The organism is Microbacterium bovistercoris (genome assembly GCF_003387575.1).
Classification (GTDB): Bacteria; Actinomycetota; Actinomycetes; order Actinomycetales; family Microbacteriaceae; genus Microbacterium; species Microbacterium bovistercoris.
The window spans coordinates 44,202-68,423 of sequence record NZ_QUAB01000010.1 but is presented as its reverse complement, the minus strand read 5'-3'; the positions used below and the strand labels follow the sequence as shown (position 1 = coordinate 68,423).

The window sequence follows — 24,222 nt, the reverse complement described above, 5'->3', positions numbered from 1 at the left end:
CGCCCCTAGGCTCGAAGCATGGCAATCGGCTCGACCATGCACACCTTCGACGTGCAGCTCGCGGACATGGACCGCGGCGTCTACGACGACTTCTCGCTACGCGTCGCGCGGCATCCGTCCGAGACCGACGCGTTCATGCTCACCCGCGTGCTCGCCTACGGGCTGGAGTACGCCGAGGGCATCGCGTTCGGGGGCAGCGTGTCCTCCACCGAGGAGCCGGCCGTCCTGGTGCGCGACCTCACCGGAGCGATCACCGCCTGGATCGAGGTCGGCGCCCCGGACGCCGAGCGCCTGCACTACGGAAGCCGGCTGGCCGAGCGCACGGTCGTGTACACGCACCGCGACCCGGCGAAGGTCATGGCTCCCTGGGCCGACAAGCGCATCCATCGCGCCGAGGATCTCCGGGTGTTCAGCTTCGACGCCGGCTTCATCGACTCGGCGACGCCGCTGATCGAGCGCCGCAACACGATGACGCTCACCGTGACCGAGAGCGTGCTCTACCTCGATCTGAACGGCACCACCCTCACCACCGCCGTGCACGAGCACGCGCTGAACCGATAAGGACCCGTACTCCCGTTTCAGCGGTACGGGAGTACGGGTGACGCTGTACACTCTGATCATGAAGACCACGATCGATCTCCCCGATGCGCTGGCCGCCGAGGCGAAAGCGCTGGCTGTGACGCAGCGGACGACGCTTCGCGAACTGGTCGTCGAGGCTCTGCGCACCGAGGTGCGGCGACGGCAGTCCATCGGTCCCGTCGACTTCGTCTTTCCCACGATGTCCGGGCACGGGCTTGTTGCCGACCTCGCGCCAAGCGATGCCATCGCACGCTCCTACGGTTTGCCCGAATGATCGCCGTCGACACGAATCTCCTCGTCTACGCGCATCGCGAGGACAGCCCGCATCACACGGCCGCGGCCGAACTGCTGCGCGGGCTGGCGGGGGGCGCCGCACCATGGGCGATCCCCTGGCCTTGCATCCATGAGTTCCTCGCCGTCGTGACGCATCCGAGAATCTACGCGCCACCCACGCCGCCGCAACTCGCGCTCGAGGCCGTCGAGAGGCTCGCGGCGCTGCCGAACGTGCGCCTGCTGCACGAGGTGCCCGCACACCTTGAAGTCCTCGGCGGGCTGCTCCGCGGTGGTACCGTCACCGGCGCACGCGTACACGACGCCCGGATCGCGGCGATCTGCCTGACACATGGGGTCGGCGAACTCTGGTCGGCAGACCGCGACTTCTCGTGGTTCCCCGCGCTCCGCGTGGTGAACCCGCTCACACGCGAGGCATAGGGCGCTCTGCCGCAAGGCCGACGCCCCTCCTGACACGAAGGTCAGGAGGGGCGTCAACGAAGGGCGGATCAGGCGGTCAGTTCGGCGTCGCTCGGCAGGCGACCTGCGAGCTCCTCGATGAGGTCGTCACCGGGGGCGGCCTGGTCGAAGGGCGCGTCGATCTCGGCGCGCTCCAGCAGTTCCTCCATCCGGCGACGGCGGTGCCGGGTGATCAGCGTGACGACGGTGCCGGAACGCCCGGCGCGGCCGGTGCGGCCGGCGCGGTGCAGGTACGTCTTGTACTCGTCAGGGGCGTCCGCCTGCACGACCAGGTCGATGTCGTCGACGTGGATGCCGCGGGCGGCGACATCCGTCGCGACCAGCACGTTCACCTTGCCGCGGGTCAGCTTCTCCAGGTTGCGCGTGCGCTTGGCCTGGTTCAGGTCGCCGTGCAGCGAGACGGCCGGGATGCCGGCATCCTCGAACTGCTCGGCGAGCATCTCGGCGAACGCGCGGGTGCGGCTGAACACGAGGGTGCGGCCGTCGCGGTCGACGAGCGACGACAGGATGTCGGCCTTGTCGCGGTGCTCGACGACCAGCACGCGGTGGTCGATCGTGCCCGAGTCCTGCGTCTCGCCGGCGACCTCGAAGACCGCGGGCTCGACGAGGAACTCGTCGACGAGCGACGCGACCTCGCGGTCGAGGGTCGCCGAGAACAGCAGCTTCTGCGAGGAGGCGCCGTTCTCCAGCGCGGTGCCCGTGTGGCGCAGGATGCGCTGCACCGGCTCCACGAAGCCGAGCTCGCACATGTGGTCGGCCTCGTCGAGCACGGCGATGCGCACCTCGGAGAGGTCGAGCTTGCCCTGGTTGATGAGATCCTCGATACGGCCGGGGGTGCCGATGACGATGTCGACGCCCTTCTTCAGCGCACCCACCTGGCGGGCCTGCGGCACGCCGCCGTAGATCTGCGTCGTGAACAGGCCGACGCTGCGGGCGATCGGCTGAACAGTGCGGTCGATCTGCAGAGCGAGCTCGCGGGTCGGGGCGAGAATGATCGCACGCGGCGCGCGGGCGAACTCGCGCTTCTTGCCCTTCTGCGACAGCAGGATGCTCTCGACCAGCGGAGCACCGAACGCGATGGTCTTGCCCGAGCCGGTGCGGCCGCGTGCGAGCACGTCCCGCCCCTCGAGCACGGCGGGGACCGACGCGGCCTGGATCGGGAACGGCTTCTCGGCGCCCATGTTCGCGAGCACCTCGACGATGTTCGAGCCGAGGCCCAGATCGGCGAAGGTCACATCGGCGACCTCGTCGGCCTGCACCGTCTGCGCCTCGAGGCGCTCGTGCACGACGTCCTCGATCTGCTGCTGCGCGGCGACCGTGGCCGGGCGGTTCCAGTCGCTGCGGGTCGGACGGGAGTCGCGCTCGCGACGCTCGTCCCGCGACGGACGGGTCTCGCGGGCGGGGCGGGATGCTCCGCTGCGGTCACCGTACGAGGAGCGGCCGGCGCGGTCGTCGCGGCGGGCACCGTCGCGGTCACCGTAGCTGCGGCGCTGGTCGCGGTCGCCGTACGCGCCAGTGGAACGACGGTCATCGCTGTCGCCGTACGTCGAACGACCGGCGCGGTCGTCGCGGCGGGCGCCTTCGCGGGAGGACGTGCGGTCGTAGCCGCGGTCGCCCGAGAAGTTCCGGTCATCGCGGTCGCCGTACGAGCGACGGTCGTCCCGGTCTCCGTAGGTGCGACGCTGGTCACGGTCACCGTACGNCCCGGTCTCCGTAGGTGCGACGCTGGTCACGGTCACCGTACGACGGACGACCACCACGGTCGTCCCGGCGAGCACCGTCACGCGACGAGTTACGGTCGTAGCCACCCGACGAACGACGGTCATCCCGGTCGCCGTACGAACGACGCTGATCACGGTCACCGTACGACGGACGACCACCACGGTCATCCCGGCGAGCACCGTCACGCGACGAGTTACGGTCGTAGCCACCCGACGAACGACGGTCATCCCGGTCGCCGTACGACGGACGGCCCCCGCGGTCGTTCCGATCGCCGTACGAACGACGGTCATCGCGGTCGCCGTACGAGCCCGACGACCGACGGTCGTCGTCGTACCGTCGCGTGCCATACCCCGAGCGATCGCCCGTGTAGCGGTCGCTGCGGGAGCGGTCATCCGACCGGCGGTCGTGGTGCGGAGCCTCGCGACGTCCGGACTCGGCGCGGTTGCGGATGCTGCGGGCCTCGTCGCGACCTGCACGATCGGACGCGCTCCAGCGCTGCTTCGGCGCGCCCTCGGCCTCGGGACGGTAACCGCGGTGCTTCGGCGAGCGGCTGCCGGGACCGCTCGGAGCGCGGCGCTCACCGGCATCCGATCGCTCGTCGCGACCGGTGGGACGCCCACCGGCGTGACGGTCGCGGAACGACGTCTTCTTGGCGTAGCGGGGCTCGAAGTTGGCCGACGGGCGGCCGCCCTTGGGCTTGTGATTCTTGGGCACGGGAGTTTCCTACTCTGTCTCGAACACACGAGAACAGCGTCCGCTCCGCGCAGCGCGCGGCGGACATACCCGGGCAGTCGTCGGCCGGGGGCCATTCATGTGATGGTGATGAACCATCGGCCCCTGGGCTACACATTCAGAACACGATCCGCGATACGCGGTTGCCCGAAGCCGACTCGTCCAGTGTACCGGTGGCACCTGTGAGCCCCCGGTGCCCGGACGAGTCGGCTCGGAACAGCGTCCGGGCTACCGCGCGACCGCCGCACCGCCCGGCCGGAGAACGAGCACCAGCCCGGCTGCCGCGATGCCGATCACAGTGGCGGCGACGACAGGCAGCGCCGCGATGCCCGGCCCGGTCACCACGAGCGAGGCGAGCGCGGCACCCGCGGCGATCCCGAGGTTGAACACCACCGGGATCAGCGCACCGGCGAAGCCCCGGCGCTCCGGGCCGGCCAGCTGCATGATGAGCGTCTGCGCCAGCGCCGGCAGCGCCCCGGAGACGACGGCCCACGCGATCACCACCACGACCCCGACGACGGCGTGCACCTCGACGAAGGAGAGCGCAAGCACCGCGACCCCCGTCGCGAACGCCGCGATCACGAGAGCGAGCCGAGGGCGCTCACCGAACCGCCCGGCGAGAGCGATACCGGCCGCCGATGCCAGCCCGAACAGGAACAGCATGGTGCCGGTGCCTCCGGGTACGCTCACGGCGGTCGGCTCCACCAGACGCGTGATGAAGGTGAAGGCGCCGTAGTGCCCGACGAGCAGCAGCGACACCAGGAGCGTCACGGTGAGCAGCAGCCTGACGCCGTGCACCGGCTCCCGGTCGCTCGCAGCGCTCTCGTGGGTGGTGTCCGGAGCGCTCCCGTCCGCGGAGGCGGGCACCGTCACGAAACGCACGGCAAGCGCCGCTGCGAGCGCGACGCCTGCGACACCGACGAACGCCGCCCGCCACCCGATGGCCTGTGCGAGCACGCTGGCAAGCGGAACACCGATGACGGTCCCGAGTGTCGCTCCGCCGAGGACAACCGCGACCGCTCGGGAGAGGCTGCGACCGGGGACGAGATCAGCGGTCAGAGCGTTCGTCGTCGCCCACAGCAGCCCTACCGCGAGCGCCCCAACCACGCGGGCAGCGGCGGCGATCGGGTACACCGGCGCGACGGCGGTGAGGAGGGTGGAGGCTGCGAGTGCGACCAGCGCGGCAGCGATGACGGTGCGCCGATCGAGACGACGGGTGAGCCGCACGAGCGGGAAGCTCCCGATCACGACGGCCGCAGCCCAGACGGAGACGAGCAGCCCCACCTGGGCCTCGCTCACGCCCAAACCGTCACTCATCTGCGGGAGCACGGCGGCAGGCAGCATCTCCGCGGTGACCATCGTGAAGGTCGCGCCGCCGAGGATCAGAAGCGATCGCCACGGCAGGCGCTCAGTGGCAGGCGGGCGGATGCCGGCGGCGTCTGGTCCGGCGAGGAGAGAGGTGTTGTCGGTCATGTGGACGACGGTAAAGTATGACACTAGTGTCAATGTCAAGCTTTGTTCCGAAGATCGATCGGAGACGCATGAAGATCGGCGAAGTCGCGGAGCGCGCGGGGGTCTCTCCCCGCCTCATCCGGTACTACGAACAGCAGTCACTGCTCAGGCCGCACCGCGAGCCGAACGGCTATCGCACCTACGACGAGGGGCACGTGGAACTGGTCCGGCGCATCGCCGGGCTGGTGCAGTCCGGGCTGACCACGCGCCTGGTCAAGGAGATCCTCGCGCTCGACGACGCCGCGGCGCTGCAGCAGCCGACGTGCCCGCGCACGGTGGCCGAGATGCTCGCCACCGAGCTCGACGGGATCGAGGAGCGCATCGCGTGCCTCAGCCGCAGCCGGGACGCCATCCGCGACTACCTCGCGCGCAGCGATCACGCCACGATCCTCGAGGAGCGCACCGCCGCGCGAGCCTGACTCGCACGAGGCCGTCCTCCGTGCCCCGGCCGCCGCCGTACGATGACGTGGTGACCTCCCCCACCGGCATCCAGCATCATCTCCGCCGCGGCGACGTGACCGCGCAGATCGCGCAGGTCGGCGCCTCGCTGCGGCACCTGACCGTCGGAGGGGTCGACGTCGTCCCGCCCTACCCCGAGGACCAGCCCACGCCGATGTGCTCGGGCGTCGTACTCGCGCCGTGGCCGAACCGCATCCGCGACGGCGTCTGGCAGGACGGCGACACCGAGCGCGCCCTCGCGATCACCGAGCCGAAGCTGCGCAATGCCAGCCACGGGCTGCTCCGGTACACCGCCTACGAGACGACCTCGGCGTCGGATGAGCGGATCGAGCTGCGCGCCACGATCGTGCCGCAGACCGGCTATCCGTATCTGGTCGAGACCGCGGTGACCTACACACTGACGGATGCCGGGATCGACGTCGAGCACACGCTTTCGAACAGCTCGGCCGTCCCCGCGGCAGTCGCGCTCGGCACGCATCCGTACCTGACGATCGGCGACGTCGACCCGCGCGAGCTCGTGCTGCGCGTGCCCGCGAGCACCTTCTTCGAGACCGACGACCGGATGCTGCCGATCGGCGAGTCCCCGGTGTCGGGCGGCACGGATCTGCGCGAGGGCAGGCGCCTGGGCGATGTCGAACTGGACACAGGTTTCGCAACGCTTCTGCGCGACGCGGACGGCGTCGCACGCACCACCCTCACCGCGCCGGACGGTCGCCGCGCCGAGCTCTGGCAGGGCGAGGGCTTCGACTACGTGCAGGTGTACACGACCGAGCGCTACCCGGGCCAGCAGCTCGCCGTCGCGGTCGAGCCGATGACCGCGCCCGCTGAGGCGTTCAACTCCGGTCGCGGCGTGCGCCGCCTCGCCCTCGGCGAGACCTGGACGCTGCGCTGGGGCATCCGCCTCGAGGGCTGAGGCGGGTCGGCAGCCAGCTGCCCTGTCTTCGGCGAATCGCAGTGCGCCGGGGACGATTCCGCCCGGAACTCGCATGTCCTCTGTGAACCCAACAGAGGAGGCTCAACACTCATGACCAGACCCGGCGACGACATCACAGCCATGCTCGAGACGGCTGACCCCGGACGGCTCAGCGCGGAAGAACGTGCTGAATTGAAGCGGATGGTGCGGGCGACCTCGGGCAGCCGACTGCGACGATTCGCACCGCGCAGCGCGGCCACCGTCATCGCGGCCGGCGCTCTCCTGGCGGTCGGTGGTGCGGCCGCTGCCGCCACGCTCGGTGTGTGGCAGCCGTGGGCGCAGGAGCCCGACTTGACCGTCGAGTACACGATGACCGACGGCCGGGTCTGCGAGTACCGGATCGAGTTCAGCGAGGGCGCCACGGACCGCACCCGTGAAGCACTCGCAGACGCGTTCGAGGACCCCGACATACTGTCACCGGCGGCGATCGACGCAGCCATCGCCACGATCCGCGCAGATCCGGGAACACAGCGCGATGCCGACACGGGCGCGCCGATGGGGTACGGCACCGAGAGCTACGATCCCGAATGGGAGTACTTCAACGCGGTCAACGCCGTCATCTCCGCTCACCTCACCGCGCAGGGCGCCCCGGGGCCGGCGACGCGTGGACAGGCGGAGTGCGAGTGAACCGCGCGACCCGCATCGCGGCGATCGAGGCGACAGCGCCCGATCTGCTCGCCTACTTCAAGCGACGGCTTCCCGCGGAGGATGCGGCCGATGCTGTCGGCGATGTCCTGACGGTGGCATGGCGTCGCATCGACCAGATGCCGGAAGACGCGCACGGCTCTCGGCTGTGGTTGTTCGGCGTCGCACGGAGAATCCTGCTGCAGTCCTTCCGCTCTGCGACGCGCCAGACCGAACTGACAGCGCGCCTGCGCGCGCTGGCCGTCGAGTCGTCGGCACCGGCGGATGCCGGACTCGCCGTGCGTGACGCACTCGATCGGCTGACAGAGGAGCACGCGGAAGTGCTTCGGCTCGTGCACTGGGACGGGTTCACGCTCACCGACGCGGCCAGACATCTCGGCATCGGCGACTCCACCGTGCGGTCCCGCTACCACCGGGCGAAGGCCGCGCTCCGAGCCGAACTGGGATTGCACGTCGGGTAGCCCTCAGGCCTTCCACTCCTCGTGGTCGGTCACACGCCGGAACGGCACGCACTGGCGCCGCCGTGCGCCGAGCATGCACGATCCCCGGGGCGCCGAACCACATCGCAACAGGAATCCCCCGTCAGGCAGCACCTGACAGGGGATTCCCGCGTTCGGCGGACCGGTCAGCCGTGGTTGACGTCGTTCGCCGACGGGATGCCGCGGCCACGCAGCTCCCGGCGGGTGAGCGCCTGCTCCTCCTGGCTCGCATTCGCCGCGACGATGGCGGATGCCGCGGCGGCCGCCGCAGCGGCTGCAGCAGCGGCGGATGCGGCAGCAGCCGCAGCCATCGCCGATGAGGATGCCGGCGCCGGTGCGTCGTACACCGTCGGATGCGCGGCGGGCTGCTGACGGGCGACATCCGTCGCTGCGGTCTCGGGCGCCGCGGGAACGGCGTCCGGGGCCGACGACCCTGTCGGGGGTTCCATCGGCACGTGCGTGATCGGCCTGGACGCGCTCCGCGGCGCGCCGTCGACCGGTTCGCCGTGCGCCTCGGACTCCGCCACCACGCCGGGCCCCACCGCCGCACCGACCAGCGCCGGCACCGCCTCGGCGCCAGAGCTCGGCCCACCGGCATCCGGCCCCTCGTCCACCGACGGCGCCGACCCGGTGTCGCCACCGCGAGCGGCGCGGCGCGCGGCCCGCCGGTCGCGAGCGCCCTCGACGAGGTTGTACAGCGTCGGCAGCACGATCAGCGTCAGCACGGTCGACGACACCAGGCCGCCGATCACGACGATGGCGAGCGGCTGCGAGATGAACCCGCCGTGCCCGGTGATGCCCAGCGCCATGGGCGTGAGTGCGAAGATCGTCGCCAGCGCCGTCATCAGGATCGGGCGCAGACGCTTCTCGCCACCGGCGAGCACCGCCTCGGGAACCGACAGCCCCTTCTCGCGGTACTGGTTCACCAGGTCGACGAGCACGATCGCGTTCGTCACCACGATGCCGATCAGCATCAGTACGCCGATCAGCGACGCGACACCCAGCGGCACGCCCGTGACGATCTGCAGCAGGATGGCGCCGGTGGCTGCGAACGGCACCGAGATCAGCAGCAGCAGCGGCTGACGCAGCGACTTGAAGGTTGCGACCATCACCACGTAGACGATGAGGATCGCCGCGAGCATCGCGAGTCCGAGCTGCGAGAACGAGTCGGCCTGCTGCTGCGCGACGCCGCCGATCTCGGCGTCGGCACTCGCGGGCAGCTTCACGTCCTCGATCGCCGCGTTCACCGAGGCGGTCGCCACGGCGAGGTCGTCGGATGCCGGCGGCACGGTGATCGTCGCCGTGCGCTTGCCCTTCTGCGTGGTGATCGAGGTCGGGCCCTGCTCCTGAGACACCGTCGCGATGTCCTGCAGCTGCACGAGGCCGGTCGCGGTCGGGATCGTCAGCTCCTCGAGCGAGGCGACCGTCGTCGGCGGCTCGGGGTCGGCGATGTACACGGTCGGCGCGGAGTCGTCGATCTCGACCGAGCCGATCTGCTGCGGACGCATCGCGTTCGACACCATCTGGCCGACGGCCACCTCCGACAGCCCACGCTCGGCGGCCTTGTCGCGGTCGACGGCCACGGCGATGTACGGCAGCGAGGCCGCGAGGTTGTCGGTCACCTTGCCTATCCCGTCGCGTCCGTCGAGGTCCTCGACGAGCGCGTCGGTCGCGGTCTGCAGATCGTCGCCGTTCGCAGCGGTGACGGTGATCTCGATGTCGCTCGAGCCGAAGCCCTGCGAACCGGCGACGGTGATCTCACCCACGCCGTCCAGGTCCTCGACCGCGTCCTCGACGTCGGCGCGCAGAGCCTCCTGGTCGACGTCCGCATCGGTCTGGATCGAGTAGGTGATCGCCGCGCCGCCCTCGAAGGCGTCGCGCAGCGCCGATCCGCTCGAGCCGATCGAGACCTGCACGTGCTCGATGCCGTCGACACCCTCGAGCGCGTCCTCGACCTTCGCCGCGGCATCCGACTGCGCCTGCAGGCTGGCCGTGGGACCGAGGTCCTGTGTGACGGTCATCGTGTTCTGGCCCGAATCGCTGAGGAAGTTCACCTTCATCAGCGGCGCCATCGCGAGAGTGCCGATCAGCACCACGATCGCGATCGCGACGGTGGTCAGCGAGTGCTTCAGCGTCCAGCCGAGGATCGGGCGGTAGATCTTCTGCAGCGGAGTCGGCGGGGCCGCCGGATCCTCCGGGTCGATGTGGTTCCCGTTCTCATCGAGCAGCGGCTTGCCCGGCCTGAGGAACCAGTACGCCAGCACCGGCACGATCGTCAGCGACACCAGCAGCGACGCGGTCATGGCGATCGCGACGGTCATCGCGAACGGCCGGAACAGCTCGCCGACCATGTCGCCGACGAAGACGATCGGCAGGAACACCGCGACGGTCGTGATCGTGGATGCCGTGACAGCCGATGCCACTTCGCGCACGGCGAGGCGGATGGCGTCGCCCTTGTCGGCCCCCTCCACGTAGTGCCTCTTGATGTTCTCGATGACGACGATCGAGTCGTCGACCACGCGCCCGATCGCGATCGTGAGCGCGCCGAGCGTCAGCACGTTCAGCGAGTAGCCGAACGCCTGCAGACCGATGAACGTGATCAGCACGGATGTCGGGATCGAGATCGCGGTCACCAACGTCGAGCGGATCGACAGCAGGAAAACCAGGATGACGATCACCGCGAAGACCAGGCCGAGCAGGCCCTCCTGCGCCAGCGACTCGATGGACTGCTCGATGTACGGAGCCTGGTCGAAGATGACCGTGAACGTGGCATCCGGGAACGACTTCTCCAGGTCGTCGAGTGCGGCGAGCACACCCTTCGACACGTCGACCGTGTTCGCGGCGGGCAGCTTCGTCACCGCGATCGACAGCGCGTCCTCGCCGTCGACGCGCGAGAGGGAGGTGACCGGGTCGGCCTCCTGCGCCACCGTCGCGACGTCGCCGATCGTGGCATCCGTGCCCACCAGCGGCAGCGCGGCGATCTCCTCCGTGGACGAGATCTTCGATCCGGTCTGCACCGTGAAGGTCTCGTCGCCCTCGGTGATCGCGCCACCGGGGAAGAGGACGCCGTTCTGCTGCATCGCCTGCGTGATCATCTGCGGCGTGGCCTGGTGCTCCGCCAGCTTCGCGGAGTCCGGCGTGATGGTGACGCGCTGGCCGGTGCCACCGACGATCTGCGCGGCGTTGACGCCCTCGACGTCCTCGATCTTCGGGATCGCGACGCTCTCGAGGTCCGCCTGCGCGGTCTCGGCGTCATCGAAGCCCGTCACGGCGATCTGGATCACCGGGAAGTCGTCGATCGACACCGACAGCACCTGCGGCGAGACGTCCTCGGGCAGCTGCTGCGAGATGCGGTTGATCGCCTGCTGCATCTTCTGCTCGGCGGTCGCCAGATTCGTGCCGTAGGTGAACATGGCCTGCACGATCGACGAGTTCGTCGTGCTGGTCGCCGTCGTCGACTCGAGCCCGGGGACGCCCTGGATGGCGGTCTCGATCGGCGTCGACACGTCGTTCTCGACCACCTCGGGCGAGGCACCGGGGTAGCTGGTCATGACGACCAGGGCCGGCAGCTCGAGGGAGGGGATCAGCTCCTGCTTGAGGTTGGTCAGCGCCAGGCCGCCGAAGACGGCCGCGACGATGGTGATCAGTGCGATCAGTGCGCGGTTGCGCAGGCTGAGGACGGAGAGTTTCCACATGTGAGTTCTCTTGGTCAGGGGCGGACGAGGATGCCTGCAAGGGCGGATTCGATGATGTGCTGCGGCAGCGGATCATCGTTGATCTGCGTGTACCAGAGGATCCCGTCGATGAAGACGGAAGCGGCGAGAGCCCTTTCCGGGCCGTGCTCGGGTTCGAGGAAGGAGGCCACCTGCGCCGACCACTGCCGGGCCATCTCCCGCAGCTGCGGGTCGCGGACGGCGGCGGTCACGACGGCGCGGTCGGTCTGCACCGCGACGGCGTCGACCAGGGCGGCGTGGATGATCTCGGCGAGCACCGCCGGCGATGCCCCGCGCTCGGCGATCGCGGTGCGGAGCACCACCATCTGCTCCTCGACGTGGTCGATCATGAGCTGCAGCGCAGCGGCGCGGAGGTCGTCGAGGGTGTCGAAGTACTGCGTGGTGGCACCGAGCGGCACAGCGGCGCGAGCGGCGATCATGCGGTGGGTGACGGCGTCGACGCCGACCTCTGTGATGAGCTCGGCGGTCGCCTCGACGATGGCGCGGCGGCGCGCCTCAGGGTCGCGCCTGCGACGCTCGGGTTCCCGCATCCGACCCTCCTGGACATCTGTACATGTACGTTTGTACATTTCGCCGCTGTGCCCCCGCTGGGAGCGGTCAGAGCGCGGAGCCGAGGGCGAGGCCGGCGAAGGCGGCGACGAGGCCGAGCAGCAGCATCCCGACCGCGTTGAACGCGGAGGCCCGGCGCTCACCGTCGCGCCAGAGCGCGACGGTGTCGAGCATCGCGGTGCTGAAGGTCGTGTACCCGCCGAGGAATCCGGTGCCGACGACGAACGAGGCATCCGGCAGACCGCCCACGATCAGACCGAGCGCGAACGACCCGGTGAGATTGATCGCGAACACGCCCCACGGGAACCGGGTGCCGGTGAGCTTTGCGACACCGACGTCGACGAGGTACCGGACGGCCGCGCCGAGGCCCCCGGCGAGCGCGGCGAACAGGAACACCAGCGGGCTCATCGCGCCACTCCCGGCTCGCGGCGGAAGAGGTGCAGGCCGACGGCCGCCGCGACGATGCCGAGAGCGAGGCTGCCCAGGGCGTAGCCGGCGGCGAGCAGCGGCTGCGTCACCCAGAGCTCTGCCGTCCCGACCATGAACGAGCTGTAGGTGGTGAACCCGCCGAGGATGCCGGTGCCGAGGAACAGCCTCAGCACGGCGGCCGGCAGCCGGGCGGTGAGCACTCCCAGCAGGAACGCGCCGAGCACGTTGGCGACGAGCACCGAGACCGGGATGCCCGCGGCGTCCGGGATCGCCAGCCCCAGCAGCATCCGCAACGCGACGCCCAGCGTGCCGCCCGCGGCGACGATCAGGGCGCGGACGAGGATCACCCGGCAACTCTACGCGCGAGCGTTCCGTAGACTCGGCCGGGTGACGTTCCCGCCGACCCGGACGAGGAGGGCGACGCGCGAGTGATCTCGAGAACGGCGTTCGGATGGTCGCGCCTGCTGGCCGCGGCCGTCTGCGGGGTCGCGCTCGTGCATCGGATGTTCTGGGGACTGGGGTCGCAGACCATCGCCGGACAGAACTTCTTCGCGTACCTGACGATCGAGTCGAACATCGCGTACACGGTTCTCGGGGTGGTCGCGGGCGTCATCGCGCTGCGGATGCCCGAGGATCCGCCCTGGCTCACCACGGCGCGCGCGATCGTACTGAGCTGGACCATCACCGCAGGGCTGGCGTTCGCGCTGATCGTCTGGCAGGCAGGAGTCCGGGGCATCCCGATCACCGTTCCCTGGTCGGACGTCGTACTGCACTTCGTGCTGCCGGCGTACGCGATCCTGGCGTGGGTCTTCGGGCCGGGCCGCCGCCGCGCGAGCTGGCGGATCGTTCCCTACGTGCTGCTCTACCCCGTGGCCTGGGGGCTGTTCACGATCTGGCGCGGAGGGATCATCGGCTGGTACCCGTACTACTTCCTCGACCCGCGGCAGGTGTCCGGCATCCCCGAGATGGTGCTGACCTGCATGATCGCGCTGGGGATCTTCGCGATGGTCGCGTGCGGACTCGTGCTGCTCAGCCGCATGCACACGACGGAGGCCTCCGCACTCTGACGTGCGTCAGGGCGTCGCGGTCGGCGTGGGCGACGGCGTCTCGCGAGCGAAGAACATCAGCGACTCGCGTGCGGTGGCCTCCGCGTCGGCGTCGTTCAGCTTCGCGAACGCCGCCGCATCCGGACCCCCGACCAGGCCGACCAGCACCGGCTCCCCGGTCACCGGCTCGAGGTTGAGCCAGGTGCGGATCGGGCCGGCGCCGCCGACGACATGCCAGATCTCGGCGTCGGCGTCCCAGAACGACTCGTCGAAGCGCAGCCACACGGTCTCGACGTACCCGGAGCCGAGCGCGGCGATCGCGCCGCGATGCGCGAACGGCAGGGCGGGGGCGAACTCGATCGACTGCTTCTGCAGCACACCCAGCGGCACCGTGACGATCACGCGGTCGAAGGACAGCGACTCCCCCGTGCCGAGACGGAGGCTCACGCCGGAGTCGTCGTAGGCGATCCGCATCACCGGTGACGCCTGTGCGACCTTCAGCCCCTTCAGGGCGGTGTCGACGATCGCGCCCACGTCGCCTGTCGCGCCTGCGAGCATGTCGGGGGCGAACGCCGGCGGGTACCAGCTGGAGGCCTTGTCGACGTCGACGCCGGAGGTCGCAGCGAGCCAGGCGAGGGCTGCGGCGAGCGCGGGGTCGGCGGGGTCGGCGCCGTCGCCCTCGAGAGCGGCGGAGATGGACACGTCCGTGGGCCCTCCGGCTGCGCGCTTGACCGCAGCGGCGATCGGTGCGCCGTCGACGGTCGGCTGGGCGCCGTCCTCTGACCATCCGGTCGCGGTGCTGAAGTCGATGCCCTCCACGCCCAGGGCGGCGAGACGGTCGCGCAGCGACACGGTGTCGTCGGCGGGCGACAGCCAGGCTCCGAGCTGCACCGGGATCGGCCAGTCGTCGTCGGCGATCGACTGGATGCGACCGCCGAGGCGATCGCGGGCCTCGAAGATCGTGACGTCGCGGCCGCTGTCGGCGAGGACCTTGGCCGCCATGGCCCCCGCGGCGCCGGCGCCGATCACGGCGATGCGCTCCCCCTCGCGTGAGGCGGAGGACGCGGCGACGGCGGCCCGTCGTCCGGAGTCGATGGCGCCGATCACGGTGCCGGGGCGCTCGGCGTCGACGGCCTCACCGGCGAAGAACAGGCGGTCCCCGATCGGCTCGGCGAGGTCGGCGCGATGCTGGGGCGTGGCGCCGGCGGGAAGGTAGCTCATCGCCCCTCGGGAGTAGGGGTCGGTCGACCAGGTGCTGCGCCTCCAGTCGGCCGGCTTCGGCACGGCGCCGGTCGGGATGGTCGGCTTCGCGGTGGGCGAGGGCGTCGTCGGCGTCGGCTCGGGCTCCGATGTGCAGGCCGCGAGGAGCACAGCGACGGCGCCGGCTCCGGCACCGACGAGAAGAGTGCGCCGCGTGATCTCCATCGTGGTGTCAGCCTATCCGGCCTGCGCTCCGTGAGACCCGTCGAGGGGTCGGAAGATGCGGCATCCGAGCGTGCGGATGCCGCATATCCTGGCCCCTCACTCTGCGGCGACGGCCTCGACCTGTCCGCGCTCGAAGTACGCGATAAGGTCGGGATCGAGCGGCGGAACGTCGATCGCCGAGCCGTCGCCGCGCAGCGACTGCGTGGCGAGGATGCCCGCTGCCACGGCCTCGCGCGCGGCGACGGGGGATGTCTCGGTGAGACCGCCGTCGCGCACGAAGCGCAGGAACTCCTTCACCAGCAATCCGTCGGCGCCGCCATGCCCGGAATCCGCGACCGCCGGCACGATGAACGTCTCGTCGGCGTCGGCATAGCCGCTGTGGCGCCGATTCCACAGCTTCACCTCGGCGCCGGAAGAGTCGCCGAAGTTCTCGATGCGCCCCTCTGTGCCGATCACGGTGTAGTTGCGCCAGTAGTCCGGCGTGAAATGGCACTGCTGATACGAGGCAAGGATGCCGCCGGCGAGGCGCATGTTCACCTGCGAGACGTCCTCGACGTCGACCACCGGATGCAGTCCCGTCAGAGCAGCCGGCGGCCAGTTGTCCAGGCTGTACCAGTCCGGCATGCGCTCATCGCTTCGATCGCGACGATCCTCGACACCCCCGTACACGCTGAGCGCGCCCATCGCCGAGACCCTCTCGCTGTAGGCGCCGGCCAGCCAGTGGATGATGTCGATGTCGTGGGCGCCCTTCTGCAGCAGCAGCGACGTCGTGCGGCGCCGATCGGCGTGCCAGTCCTTGAAGTAGAAGTCACCGCCGTGACCGACGAAGTGACGCACCCAGATGGCCTTGACCTCGCCGATCCGTCCGTCCTGGATGAGCTGGCGCATGAGGGTGATCACCGGCATGTGCCGCATGTTGTGACCGATGTAGAGCCTGCTCCCGGTGCGGCGAGCGGTCTCGAGCATCGCGTCGGCATCTGCCAGGTCGATCGCGAGCGGCTTCTCGCAGAACACGGGGATGCCCGCCTCGAGCACCCGGATGGTGATCGACGCGTGCAGGTCGTCGGGGGTGAGCACCATCACGGCGTCGACGCCGGAGGCCAGCAGCTCGTCCAGCGAGTCCGTGATCAGCGCGTCCGGCGCGAATTCGCGAGCCTCTCGCCTCGCGCGCTCCGAGAGGTCGCATACGGCCGAGATCCGCGACCCCGCTCCCGGACGATGGACCTCCTTGCGCAGCGAGGAGCGCAGTCCGAAGCCGATGATGCCGATGTTGAGATCCATGTCTGTCCTTGTCTCGTGGTCACATGCGGGCGTCGGCGCGATCCGCGACGCCGACGAAGGCCGCACCGAGCGTGAGTTCGATCACGAAGGCGCGGTCGGCGGTGAAGTCTCGGGGGATCACGACGTCGTAGTAGATCGCGTCGTCCAGGTCGAAGCCTATGTCCGTTCGACGCAGCTCCAGCTCCCGTCCGGATGCCAGGAGTCTGGCCGTCACCGGCACCCGCGATGCGTCCGCAGGGAGCCGCAGGCGGGCGACGCCCGTCACAGGGCGGTTGATGACGGTGAGGAACACGCGATCGCGGTCGCCCGTCAGCCAGCCGACACCTGTGGGGTCGATGTCGACGTGCCCGCAGTCGTAGATCGCATCCGCGTTCGCTCGCACCCAGCCGCCCAGCTGCTCGGCGATATCGCCCTCGTACGCCGACATCCGGCCTTCGCCGTCGGGTCCGAAGTTCACCACGAGGTTGCCGCCCATCGACCGGCACCGCATGAGCAGGTCGATGAGGTCATCGGCGGTCTTCTGGTATTCGTCGCCGGTGTCGCGCATGAAGCCCCAGGCATTCGGCCCGATCGTCATGACGCCGTCCCAGTCGTGCCCGTCGAGCATCGCATGGTCGGAGGGCAGCTTGCGCTCCCTGCCCTGCTCGTAGTCGCCGAGCAGACGGCCGTTCGAATCGAAGTGCCGCGCGCCGTGCTCGTCGTTGCGGAACCGCGAGCCGATGATCAGGCCCGGCCGTCGTTCGCGCAGCTCCTGCTCGAGCCGGTAGGTGAACTCGTGCGAAGCGACCCAGGAGGCATCCCAGGTGCCGTCGAACCACAGCCCGCGGGCGGCCGGATAGCGGTCGAGCAGCTCCAGCAGTTGCGCGCGGGTGTACTCCAGGAAGTCCTGCCAGCCGGCCCTCCCGACCTCGTCGACCGGCACCGTGGTCGTGTAGCCGGGGTGATGCCAGTCAAGCACGGAGAAGTAGAGGAACACATCGATGCCCTCGGCCGTGTACGCATCGACCACCTCGCCGACGAAGTCGCGTCCGCACGGAGACTGGGCGACTGTGTAGTCGGAGTGCACCGAGGGCCAGAGCGCGAATCCGTCGTGATGCTTGGTCGTGAAGATCACGTACCGCGCGCCCATCCGCTTCGCCTGGCGCGCCCACTCCCGGACATCCAGCGCCTTCGGGTCGAAAACCTCGTTCAGCCGGTCGTAGGTGTCCGGCCAGTTCTCCGGCGCGTTCGGTCCCGACCAGGCCCGGATCCACTCCGGAGCCAGGCTCGCCGGCCGCTCGCCGTGCCATTCGTTGCCGGGGATCGAATACAGCCCGAAGTGGATGAACTGCCCGAGTCCGTAGCGGCGGAAGCGCCGCATCGCGTCATCCTCCCGGTGCCCGACGAGGGGCCCGAAACGCACCTCGGCGGACGGCGCCGCACTGCGGGTGCGGGTGGTCCAGGGGTTCGTGATCGCGGACATACGGCTCCGATCTTCGTGTACGTGCAGTTCGCGTGCCCCGACGGTGAACACCCACCGTCGGGGCAGGACGTTTTCAGACCCGGCGCCCGCCGGGTCGGCCCGGCTGGCCGTCCCATTCGACGACGGTACGCAGGTCGAGCTCGACGTGGACGCCGTCCTCGGGCCAGTCGACGGTGAGGTGCGTGCCGTCGATCTCGACCACCGGGTCTGCGGACGGACGATCGCCCTCCCGCAGCAGGCGGTGCAGCGAGACGTCGACGGTCTCATCGCTCTCCCGCGCGGCGGTGAGGACGGGGATGCGGGAGTACTCCCCCATCGCATTGGTCCCCTGATGGACGACCGTGTCCGCGGCCTGCCAGCCGTGCAGGCCGATGAGCACGGCGCGATGTGCACCGTTCGAGACCTCGGCGCGTACGCCGGTGGCTGCGCCGGCGAGAGGCTCGCCGGCGGCGAGCGCGAAGGATCCCTCGCGGATCCGGTCATGCGAGGAGGGCGCCATCACCAAGTGCGCGCGCACCTCGGCGCCCCGGTTCACCACCGAAGCCGTGACGATGCAGGCTCCGACGAGCAGCTTGCCGTCGATCTGGGGGTAATGCACGGACGCGCTCATCGGACCGTCGGCGTTCTGTCCGCGGAGCTTCGCGCGGCGGCTCGGGCGGCCGGCGTCGTCGAACAGGGTGATGTGCCCGTCGACCACCTCCAGCCATCCGTCGCCGACCTCGGGCGCCGTGTGCGTGGAATAGGCGAACGAGGCGTAATGAGGGTCATCCGGGTCGGGGATGCCGTGCGGCTGCACGGCGAGCTCGGCGTGATCCGAGCCGTGGTTGACCAGGATCACCGGGGCGTCTCCGCCGGCCGAGCTCAGCGTGATGCCGGTGCCATCGTCAGCGTTCAGGTCGCAGTTCATCCCACTCTGCGGCACAGCGCAGCACCCGGATCGCAGTTCGTCCCGGTAGCCGACGTGGTTACCGGGACGAACTGCCACCTGAGTGGATGAGTGCGGCCGTGATCAGGACGAAGTGCGATCCGGATCAGCTGCGCCGGAGCGCTCAGAGGTTGCCGTCCGCGTACACGCGCAGCGCGTCGCGGACGAACTCCGCGCCCTGGGTGCCGCCGTAGTTCGCGGCGAAACGCGGGTCGGCGACGTACATCTCCCCGAGGCCGATCACGTAGCCCTTGACATCGCCGCCTGGGGCGGCGGCGGCGGGAGTGCCGGGGATGCCGGTCAGCCACTCGACGTGACGGCGCGCGAGCGCCTGCGCCTCGTCGGATGCCGGGTCGATGCCCCTCTCGGCGGCGGCGATCCAGTCCCGGCCCAGGTCGGAGACCAGCTTCTGCCAGTCGGCCCGCTCGGCGTCGGACATGCCGCGCCACCAGCGGTCCGAATCCGCGTAGGCCTTCTTGCCCCAGCGCTCCTCGACCTCTTCCTTGTACTGCGTGTGATCGAACCCGTCGAACATGTTCTCTGCCATGAGGGTTCCTCCTTCGTTCAATGTGTTGATGGTGTTCTCGACGGAGGCGATCTGCCTGGCGAGGCGCTCCTGCTCCTGCCGCAGCAGGGCGAGGTGTGTCTCGAGAGCGGACGCCTCGGACTTCTCCCTCTCGATGACCTCGGTCACCTGGGGCAGCCCGAGCCCGAGCTCACGCAGCAGCAGGATGCGCTGCAGCCTGACCAGGGCGGCGTCGTCGTAGTGGCGATAGCCGTTGGATGCCACCCGTGTGGGCTTCAGCAGTCCGATGTCGTCGTAGTGCCGCAGCGTTCTGCTGGTGGTGCCCGCCAGCCGGGCGATCTCCTGGATCGACCAGTCCATGGCGTCCTCCTTCCGTCGATATCTCCACGGTAGAAGTTGACGCAACGTCAATGTCAAGCGCTAGTGGATCAGCGCCTTCGCGAGGATGATCACGATCCCGAAAGCGGCCGTCGTCAGTGCCCCGAGCAGCCGGATGTACCAGGGCGCCCCGCGCCGCCGGAACGCGATGTACCCGAGCACCGCCAGCACCGCGACGCACATCCACAGCGCCAGCCAGATGGTGAGCCTGTCGTTGATCAGGCGCCCGGCGCCCAGCAGCAGGATCACCAGCGGGATCAGCGACGAGAGCAGCAGCCCGAGCGATCTGCGCAGTGCATGCCGGAACGACTCTCCGAGGCCGACGATCCGATCCTTGTCCAGGCCGTGCCCGGCGACGGTGCCCGCGTACAGATGCGCGAGCCAGAACACGACGACGGTGACCAGCACGGTCCAGAAGACGCTCAGCGAGGTGGCCCCGTGCGCCCCGGAGACGGCGATCATGCCGGCGACGAGGATCACGCCGTAGACGGCCTCCTCCGTGGTGAAGCTCGCGCGCAGCAACCGCGCGGCGGGTGATTCGGGAGTCCGTTCTGGCACGCACCCAAGAATACGAGGCCGGTGCGGGTTACGGTCATAGGGTGACCGCATCCGAGACTCCGCGACCGAGGCATCCGCTCGCCCTCGCGAACGTGATCGCCCCGCCGACGACAGTCGACGGCTTCGTGACCGAGTTCCTGCTGAACCTCGCGCAGGATCGCGGCGTCACTCTGCAGGATTCCACGGTCGACGACCGCTATCTCGCCCTGGTGCGCACCGTGCGCGGCCACCTCGCCGCGCGGAGACTCGAGACCGAGCGCGCCCCGCGCGAGCGCAAGACGATCTGCTATCTCTCCGCCGAGTACCTGCTCGGCCGCCAGCTGGACAACAGTCTGCTCGCGACCGGTCTCGAAGACATCGCGGCCGAGGCGCTCGCCGCCTGCGGCGTCGACCTCGACGAGCTGCGCGCGCACGAGATCGAGCCCGGGCTCGGCAACGGCGGACTGGGCCGCCTCGCGGCGTGCTTCGTCGACTCGATGGCCACGCTGGGTGTATCCAGCATCGGCTACGGCATCCGCTACGAGTACGGCATCTTCCGGCAGTCCTTCGAGAACGGACAGCAGGTGGAGCATCCGGATGCCTGGATGCGGGGCGGATCACCGTGGGAGTTCCCCCGCCCGGAGCGGGCGCGGATCATCCGGTTCGGCGGCGCCGAGGACGGCTGGGCGGTGCGCGCCGTGCCGTACGACTTCGTCGTGCCCGGATACCGCAGCGGCGCCGGCATCCTGCGGCTGTGGAGCGCGGAGGCTCTCGAGCCGCTCGACCTGCCCGCCTTCAACGCCGGCGACTACGAGCGCGCGGTGCGCGCGAAGACGTTCGCGGAGAACCTCTCGAAGGTGCTCTACCCCGACGACTCCAGCCCACAGGGCAAGGAGCTGCGGCTGCAGCAGCAGTACTTCTTCGCGGCGGCATCCGTCGGCGATGTCGTCGACGACCTGCTCGCCGGCGGCGGCACCCTGGACGACCTGCCCGAGCGGGCGATCTTCCAGCTGAACGACACGCATCCCGTGATCGCCGTCCCGGAACTCATGCGGCTGCTGATCGACGAACACGACCTGGGCTGGGATACCGCGTGGGCGATCACGCAGCGCTGCTTCGCTTACACCTGCCACACTCTGCTGCCCGAGGCGCTCGAGGTGTGGCCGGTGGATCTGCTGCGCCGGCTGCTTCCACGGCACCTCGACATCATCTACCGGATCAACGAGGAGTTCCTGCTCACCGTGCGCGAGCGCCTGGGCGAGGAGCGCGTCGCCGCGATGTCGATCATCGCGGAGAGCCCGGTGCGAGCGGTGCGGATGGCGCACCTCGCGACGATCGCAGGCGTGAAGGTGAACGGCGTCGCCGAACTGCACTCGCAGCTGCTGCGGGATGCCGTGCTGCCCGACTTCGCGGAGTTCTTCCCGCAGAAGTTCACCAACGTCACCAACGGCGTCACTCCGCGCCGGTTCCTGCGGCTGGCGAACCCCGCACTGTCGGCACTCATCACCGAGGCGATCGGCGACGGCTGGGTCACCGACCTGGAGCGGCTGCGCGAGCTCGAGCCGTTCGCCGAGGATGCCGCGTTCCGCGACGCGTTCGCGCAGGTGAAGGCCGGAAACAAGAAGCGCCTGAACGACGTGCTGCGGGTCCGCGACCGGACCGAGATCGACGAGGAGCACCTGCTCGATGTCATGGTCAAGCGACTGCACGAGTACAAGCGGCAGCTGCTGAGGCTGCTGCACGTCGTCGACACCTACGAGGGCGTGGTCTCGGGCCGCGTCGCGGCATCCGCTCTGCAGCCGCGCGCCGTGCTGTTCGGCGCGAAGGCGGCACCCGGGTACGTCATGGCGAAGCGGATCATCCATCTCATCAATGCCGTCGCGGGCGTCGTGAACGACGACGCACGGCTCGAGGGCCGACTGCGGGTCCTCTACCCGGCGAACTATGACGTGACGCTCGCCGAGCGCGTGATCCCCGCGGCCGACCTGTCAGAGCAGATCTCGCAGGCAGGCAAGGAGGCGTCCGGCACCGGCAACATGAAGTTCGCTCTGAACGGCGCGCTGACGATCGGCACCGATGACGGCGCGAACGTCGAGATCCGCCAGCTGGTGGGTGACGAGAACTTCTTCCTGTTCGGCATGACCGAGCCGGAGGTCGCCGCACTCGCGCCCGCCTACCGGCCCGGAGAGTCGGTGGATGCCGGCGCGCGGCGCGCCCTCGATCTCATCGCCTCCGGCGCGTTCTCGGGAGGCGACCGCTCGGTGTTCGAGCCGATCGTCACGAACCTGCTCACCGAGGACCGGTACATGGTGCTCGCCGACTACCGCGCCCACGCCGACGCGCAGGCGCGCGTCGACGCCGCGTACGCCGATCCGGATGCCTGGACCCGAGCCGCCGTACTGAACGTGGCGCGCTGCGGTTACTTCTCCTCCGATCGGGCCATCCGCGACTATCAGGAGCGCGTCTGGGGCTGAGGCCCCAGGGACTTCTCAGCCTCACCTCTTGACAGAGTCGCGATATATCGTGTTACTCTCGAATCACGCGATATATCTCGATATCGCCGATCACACCAGGAGAACTCACATGACCGAGAAGTGGCTCATCGCCCCGGGCGAGGAACGCGTCATCGACATCGCCTCGGCGACCCGTCTCAAGGTCGGCCTCGTCGGCGGCCAGGTCGACATCGTCGCGCACGACGAGCCGGGCATCCGCATCGAGGTGCACGGCGTCACCATCAAGGATCTCCGCGTCGAGTCCGACGGCACCCAGGTCGAGATCGACCACCCGCAGCTGGGCTGGGACAACTTCCTCGAGGTGTTCCGCAACTTCGGCACCGGCGGCCCCAAGGCCGAGATCAGCGTCGCCGTCCCCCGCGCCATCGCCCTGAACCTGGGCGTCGTCAGCGCCGGCGCCCTGATCTCCGGCATCCGCAACGACACCCGCCTGAACACCGTCTCGGGCGACATCATCGTCGACACCCTCACCGGCGACCTCACGGTCAACTCGGTGTCGGGCGACGTGCAGATCCGCAGCCTCACCGGCACCCTGAACGCGAACAGCGTCTCGGGCGACGTGGCCGTCACGGGCAGCGTGCGCAAGGTCACGGTCGACACCGTCTCGGGCGCGACGCTGGTGGACGCGTCCGGCAACGTCAACACGATCAACCTCAACACCGTGTCGGGCGCCACCACGATCCGCCTCGACGAGACGCTGCCCGCCAACTACGTGCTGCGCTCGATGAGCGGCCGGATGATGGTCGACGGCGTGCAGCGCTCGCAGAGCGGCCCGAGCAACTTCACCGGCTCGACAGGTGAACTCGCCGGCAGCTTCGTCGACGTGCGCGCGAATACGGTCTCGGGCGGCATCACCGTGCTGCGCAAGCCGCTGACCACGGTCGCCGACGACCCGGAGTGGGAGGAGGGAGCATGAGCCCCGCAGTCTTCTCGCACGGCGATCTGCGCCTGTACCTGCTGTCGCTGCTCGCCGAGGCGCCGCAGCACGGCTACGGCATCATCCAGGCGCTCACCGACCGCACCGGCGGCACGTACACGCCCAGCGCCGGCACGATCTACCCCCGCCTCGCCAAGCTCGAGGAGGAGGGGCTGGTCACCAAGACCGTCGACGGCCGCACCACGATCTACTCGATCACGGATGCCGGTCGCGCCGAGCTCGCCTCCCGTGAGGACGACCTCGCCGGCATCGAGGACGGCCTCGCCGACTCGGTGCGCCTGATCGCGAACGAGGTGCGTCAGAGCGTGCAGGAGGCGATGAAGAGCCTGCGGGCCGACCTCGCCGCCGCCGCACAGGACGACCGCAAGGCCGCCGGAAGCACGCCGCCGCGTGCGCCCGGCTACGACGACGAACGGGTGATCGCGCGCGAGAACCTCGCGCGAGCGGATGCCTCGATCAACGCCTTCCGCGCCCGGGTGCGCAGCGACCTGCGCACGCACGTCGCCCGCGGTGGCGCGCTGCCGACGCAGGTGGTCACCGAACTCGAGTCGGCGATGGATGCCGCAGCTCATGCGGTGACGAACGCGCTCGCGGGACTGCCTGGTCACTGAGCGCCCTTCGTCTCGCTG

General features: G+C 69.7%; 22 protein-coding genes and 1 pseudogene. 11 read left to right on the top strand and 12 right to left on the bottom strand.

The window, feature by feature from the left end:
• Positions 1 to 18: 18 nt before the first annotated feature.
• From DY023_RS00900 to DY023_RS00890, 3 genes are read left to right on the top strand one after another with little or no spacing between them, the layout of a single operon-like run.
• Complete coding sequence (locus DY023_RS00900) at positions 19 to 561, top strand: YaeQ family protein (protein WP_116240462.1); 543 nt, start codon at positions 19 to 21, stop codon at positions 559 to 561.
• Positions 562 to 619: 58 nt separating this feature from the next.
• The gene (locus DY023_RS00895) at positions 620 to 853 is read left to right on the top strand and encodes a type II toxin-antitoxin system VapB family antitoxin (RefSeq protein WP_147303234.1); all 234 of its coding nucleotides are present in this window, start codon (positions 620 to 622) and stop codon (positions 851 to 853) included.
• The gene (locus tag DY023_RS00890) at positions 850 to 1,290 is read left to right on the top strand and encodes a type II toxin-antitoxin system VapC family toxin (RefSeq protein ID WP_116240460.1); all 441 of its coding nucleotides are present in this window, start codon (positions 850 to 852) and stop codon (positions 1,288 to 1,290) included. Before DY023_RS00895 ends, DY023_RS00890 begins: the two co-directional genes overlap by 4 nt.
• 68 nt (positions 1,291 to 1,358) lie before the next feature.
• Here DY023_RS00890 and DY023_RS00885 read toward each other — a convergent pair.
• Positions 1,359 to 3,765, bottom strand: a pseudogene (locus DY023_RS00885) (DEAD/DEAH box helicase).
• A gap of 246 nt (positions 3,766 to 4,011) precedes the next feature.
• A complete protein-coding gene (locus DY023_RS00880) occupies positions 4,012 to 5,256 on the bottom strand; it encodes an MFS transporter (protein WP_116240459.1) in 1,245 nt (414 codons plus the stop codon).
• 68 nt (positions 5,257 to 5,324) lie between these two features.
• Here DY023_RS00880 and DY023_RS00875 point away from each other — a divergent pair, with 68 nt between their 5' ends.
• The 4 genes from DY023_RS00875 (at position 5,325) to DY023_RS00860 (ending at position 7,833) form a co-directional block, all read left to right on the top strand.
• Positions 5,325 to 5,714 carry a MerR family transcriptional regulator gene (locus DY023_RS00875; protein ID WP_116240458.1) on the top strand — a complete coding sequence of 130 codons (390 nt, stop codon included), beginning with the start codon at positions 5,325 to 5,327 and terminating at the stop codon, positions 5,712 to 5,714.
• Between the two features lie 50 nt (positions 5,715 to 5,764).
• Positions 5,765 to 6,667 (top strand): aldose 1-epimerase family protein, encoded by a 903-nt coding sequence (locus DY023_RS00870; RefSeq protein WP_116240457.1) that lies wholly within the window; start codon positions 5,765 to 5,767, stop codon positions 6,665 to 6,667.
• Positions 6,668 to 6,778: 111 nt separating this feature from the next.
• On the top strand, positions 6,779 to 7,354 hold the full coding sequence (locus DY023_RS00865) for a hypothetical protein (RefSeq protein ID WP_116240456.1): 576 nt from the start codon (positions 6,779 to 6,781) through the stop codon (positions 7,352 to 7,354).
• A complete protein-coding gene (locus tag DY023_RS00860; protein WP_245958521.1) occupies positions 7,351 to 7,833 on the top strand; it encodes an RNA polymerase sigma factor in 483 nt (160 codons plus the stop codon). The genes DY023_RS00865 and DY023_RS00860 overlap by 4 nt, the downstream gene beginning before the upstream one ends.
• A gap of 164 nt (positions 7,834 to 7,997) precedes the next feature.
• Here DY023_RS00860 and DY023_RS00850 read toward each other — a convergent pair whose 3' ends face one another.
• From DY023_RS00850 to DY023_RS00835, 4 genes are all read right to left on the bottom strand, one after another.
• Positions 7,998 to 11,546 (bottom strand): efflux RND transporter permease subunit, encoded by a 3,549-nt coding sequence (locus tag DY023_RS00850; RefSeq protein WP_245958520.1) that lies wholly within the window; start codon positions 11,544 to 11,546, stop codon positions 7,998 to 8,000.
• Positions 11,547 to 11,560: 14 nt separating this feature from the next.
• On the bottom strand, positions 11,561 to 12,115 hold the full coding sequence (locus tag DY023_RS00845) for a TetR/AcrR family transcriptional regulator (protein WP_116240454.1): 555 nt from the start codon (positions 12,113 to 12,115) through the stop codon (positions 11,561 to 11,563).
• 67 nt (positions 12,116 to 12,182) lie between these two features.
• Positions 12,183 to 12,542 carry a fluoride efflux transporter FluC gene (locus DY023_RS00840; protein WP_116240453.1) on the bottom strand — a complete coding sequence of 120 codons (360 nt, stop codon included), beginning with the start codon at positions 12,540 to 12,542 and terminating at the stop codon, positions 12,183 to 12,185.
• Positions 12,539 to 12,910, bottom strand: a complete 372-nt coding sequence (locus DY023_RS00835) for a fluoride efflux transporter FluC (RefSeq protein WP_245958519.1) — start codon at positions 12,908 to 12,910, stop codon at positions 12,539 to 12,541. The genes DY023_RS00840 and DY023_RS00835 overlap by 4 nt, the downstream gene beginning before the upstream one ends.
• A gap of 81 nt (positions 12,911 to 12,991) precedes the next feature.
• On the opposite strand from DY023_RS00835, the gene DY023_RS00830 reads away from it, so the two are divergent.
• Positions 12,992 to 13,630 carry a Pr6Pr family membrane protein gene (locus tag DY023_RS00830; protein ID WP_116240452.1) on the top strand — a complete coding sequence of 213 codons (639 nt, stop codon included), beginning with the start codon at positions 12,992 to 12,994 and terminating at the stop codon, positions 13,628 to 13,630.
• 6 nt (positions 13,631 to 13,636) lie between these two features.
• Here DY023_RS00830 and DY023_RS00825 read toward each other — a convergent pair whose 3' ends face one another.
• The 6 genes from DY023_RS00825 to DY023_RS00800 all read right to left on the bottom strand — a co-directional run bounded on the left by DY023_RS00825 (position 13,637) and on the right by DY023_RS00800 (position 20,164).
• Complete coding sequence (locus tag DY023_RS00825; protein WP_116240451.1) at positions 13,637 to 15,034, bottom strand: flavin monoamine oxidase family protein; 1,398 nt, start codon at positions 15,032 to 15,034, stop codon at positions 13,637 to 13,639.
• Positions 15,035 to 15,130: 96 nt separating this feature from the next.
• Positions 15,131 to 16,315, bottom strand: a complete 1,185-nt coding sequence (locus tag DY023_RS00820) for a Gfo/Idh/MocA family protein (RefSeq protein ID WP_116240450.1) — start codon at positions 16,313 to 16,315, stop codon at positions 15,131 to 15,133.
• Positions 16,316 to 16,334: 19 nt separating this feature from the next.
• The gene (locus DY023_RS00815) at positions 16,335 to 17,777 is read right to left on the bottom strand and encodes an alpha-L-fucosidase (RefSeq protein WP_116240449.1); all 1,443 of its coding nucleotides are present in this window, start codon (positions 17,775 to 17,777) and stop codon (positions 16,335 to 16,337) included.
• 73 nt (positions 17,778 to 17,850) lie between these two features.
• Positions 17,851 to 18,684: a hypothetical protein gene (locus DY023_RS00810; RefSeq protein WP_116240448.1), complete on the bottom strand. Its 834-nt coding sequence runs from the start codon at positions 18,682 to 18,684 to the stop codon at positions 17,851 to 17,853.
• Positions 18,685 to 18,826: 142 nt separating this feature from the next.
• The gene (locus DY023_RS00805; protein ID WP_116240447.1) at positions 18,827 to 19,588 is read right to left on the bottom strand and encodes a MerR family transcriptional regulator; all 762 of its coding nucleotides are present in this window, start codon (positions 19,586 to 19,588) and stop codon (positions 18,827 to 18,829) included.
• Between the two features lie 60 nt (positions 19,589 to 19,648).
• A complete protein-coding gene (locus DY023_RS00800; RefSeq protein WP_245958518.1) occupies positions 19,649 to 20,164 on the bottom strand; it encodes a hypothetical protein in 516 nt (171 codons plus the stop codon).
• A gap of 41 nt (positions 20,165 to 20,205) precedes the next feature.
• Here DY023_RS00800 and DY023_RS00795 point away from each other — a divergent pair, with 41 nt between their 5' ends.
• The 3 genes from DY023_RS00795 to DY023_RS00785 all read left to right on the top strand — a co-directional run bounded on the left by DY023_RS00795 (position 20,206) and on the right by DY023_RS00785 (position 24,204).
• The gene (locus tag DY023_RS00795; RefSeq protein ID WP_245958517.1) at positions 20,206 to 22,617 is read left to right on the top strand and encodes a glycogen/starch/alpha-glucan phosphorylase; all 2,412 of its coding nucleotides are present in this window, start codon (positions 20,206 to 20,208) and stop codon (positions 22,615 to 22,617) included.
• Between the two features lie 109 nt (positions 22,618 to 22,726).
• On the top strand, positions 22,727 to 23,572 hold the full coding sequence (locus tag DY023_RS00790; protein WP_116240445.1) for a DUF4097 family beta strand repeat-containing protein: 846 nt from the start codon (positions 22,727 to 22,729) through the stop codon (positions 23,570 to 23,572).
• Positions 23,569 to 24,204, top strand: coding sequence for a PadR family transcriptional regulator (locus DY023_RS00785; protein WP_116240444.1), 636 nt, complete (start codon positions 23,569 to 23,571; stop codon positions 24,202 to 24,204). Before DY023_RS00790 ends, DY023_RS00785 begins: the two co-directional genes overlap by 4 nt.
• Positions 24,205 to 24,222 lie beyond the last annotated feature (18 nt).

Bases quoted from the DNA above. Each gene is read 5' to 3' on its own strand.
- DY023_RS00820 (WP_116240450.1), bottom strand. From the start codon at position 16,315: ATGGATCTCAACATCGGCATCATCGGCTTCGGACTGCGCTCCTCGCTG.
- DY023_RS00880 (WP_116240459.1), bottom strand. From the start codon at position 5,256: ATGACCGACAACACCTCTCTCCTCGCCGGACCAGACGCCGCCGGCATC.
- DY023_RS00805 (WP_116240447.1), bottom strand. From the start codon at position 19,588: ATGGACTGGTCGATCCAGGAGATCGCCCGGCTGGCGGGCACCACCAGC.
- DY023_RS00825 (WP_116240451.1), bottom strand. From the start codon at position 15,034: ATGGAGATCACGCGGCGCACTCTTCTCGTCGGTGCCGGAGCCGGCGCC.
- DY023_RS00895 (WP_147303234.1), top strand. From the start codon at position 620: ATGAAGACCACGATCGATCTCCCCGATGCGCTGGCCGCCGAGGCGAAA.
- DY023_RS00785 (WP_116240444.1), top strand. From the start codon at position 23,569: ATGAGCCCCGCAGTCTTCTCGCACGGCGATCTGCGCCTGTACCTGCTG.
- DY023_RS00850 (WP_245958520.1), bottom strand. From the start codon at position 11,546: ATGTGGAAACTCTCCGTCCTCAGCCTGCGCAACCGCGCACTGATCGCA.
- DY023_RS00890 (WP_116240460.1), top strand. From the start codon at position 850: ATGATCGCCGTCGACACGAATCTCCTCGTCTACGCGCATCGCGAGGAC.
- DY023_RS00900 (WP_116240462.1), top strand. From the start codon at position 19: ATGGCAATCGGCTCGACCATGCACACCTTCGACGTGCAGCTCGCGGAC.
- DY023_RS00815 (WP_116240449.1), bottom strand. From the start codon at position 17,777: ATGTCCGCGATCACGAACCCCTGGACCACCCGCACCCGCAGTGCGGCG.
- DY023_RS00865 (WP_116240456.1), top strand. From the start codon at position 6,779: ATGACCAGACCCGGCGACGACATCACAGCCATGCTCGAGACGGCTGAC.
- DY023_RS00875 (WP_116240458.1), top strand. From the start codon at position 5,325: ATGAAGATCGGCGAAGTCGCGGAGCGCGCGGGGGTCTCTCCCCGCCTC.
- DY023_RS00845 (WP_116240454.1), bottom strand. From the start codon at position 12,115: ATGCGGGAACCCGAGCGTCGCAGGCGCGACCCTGAGGCGCGCCGCCGC.
- DY023_RS00840 (WP_116240453.1), bottom strand. From the start codon at position 12,542: ATGAGCCCGCTGGTGTTCCTGTTCGCCGCGCTCGCCGGGGGCCTCGGC.
- DY023_RS00810 (WP_116240448.1), bottom strand. From the start codon at position 18,684: ATGAACTGCGACCTGAACGCTGACGATGGCACCGGCATCACGCTGAGC.
- DY023_RS00790 (WP_116240445.1), top strand. From the start codon at position 22,727: ATGACCGAGAAGTGGCTCATCGCCCCGGGCGAGGAACGCGTCATCGAC.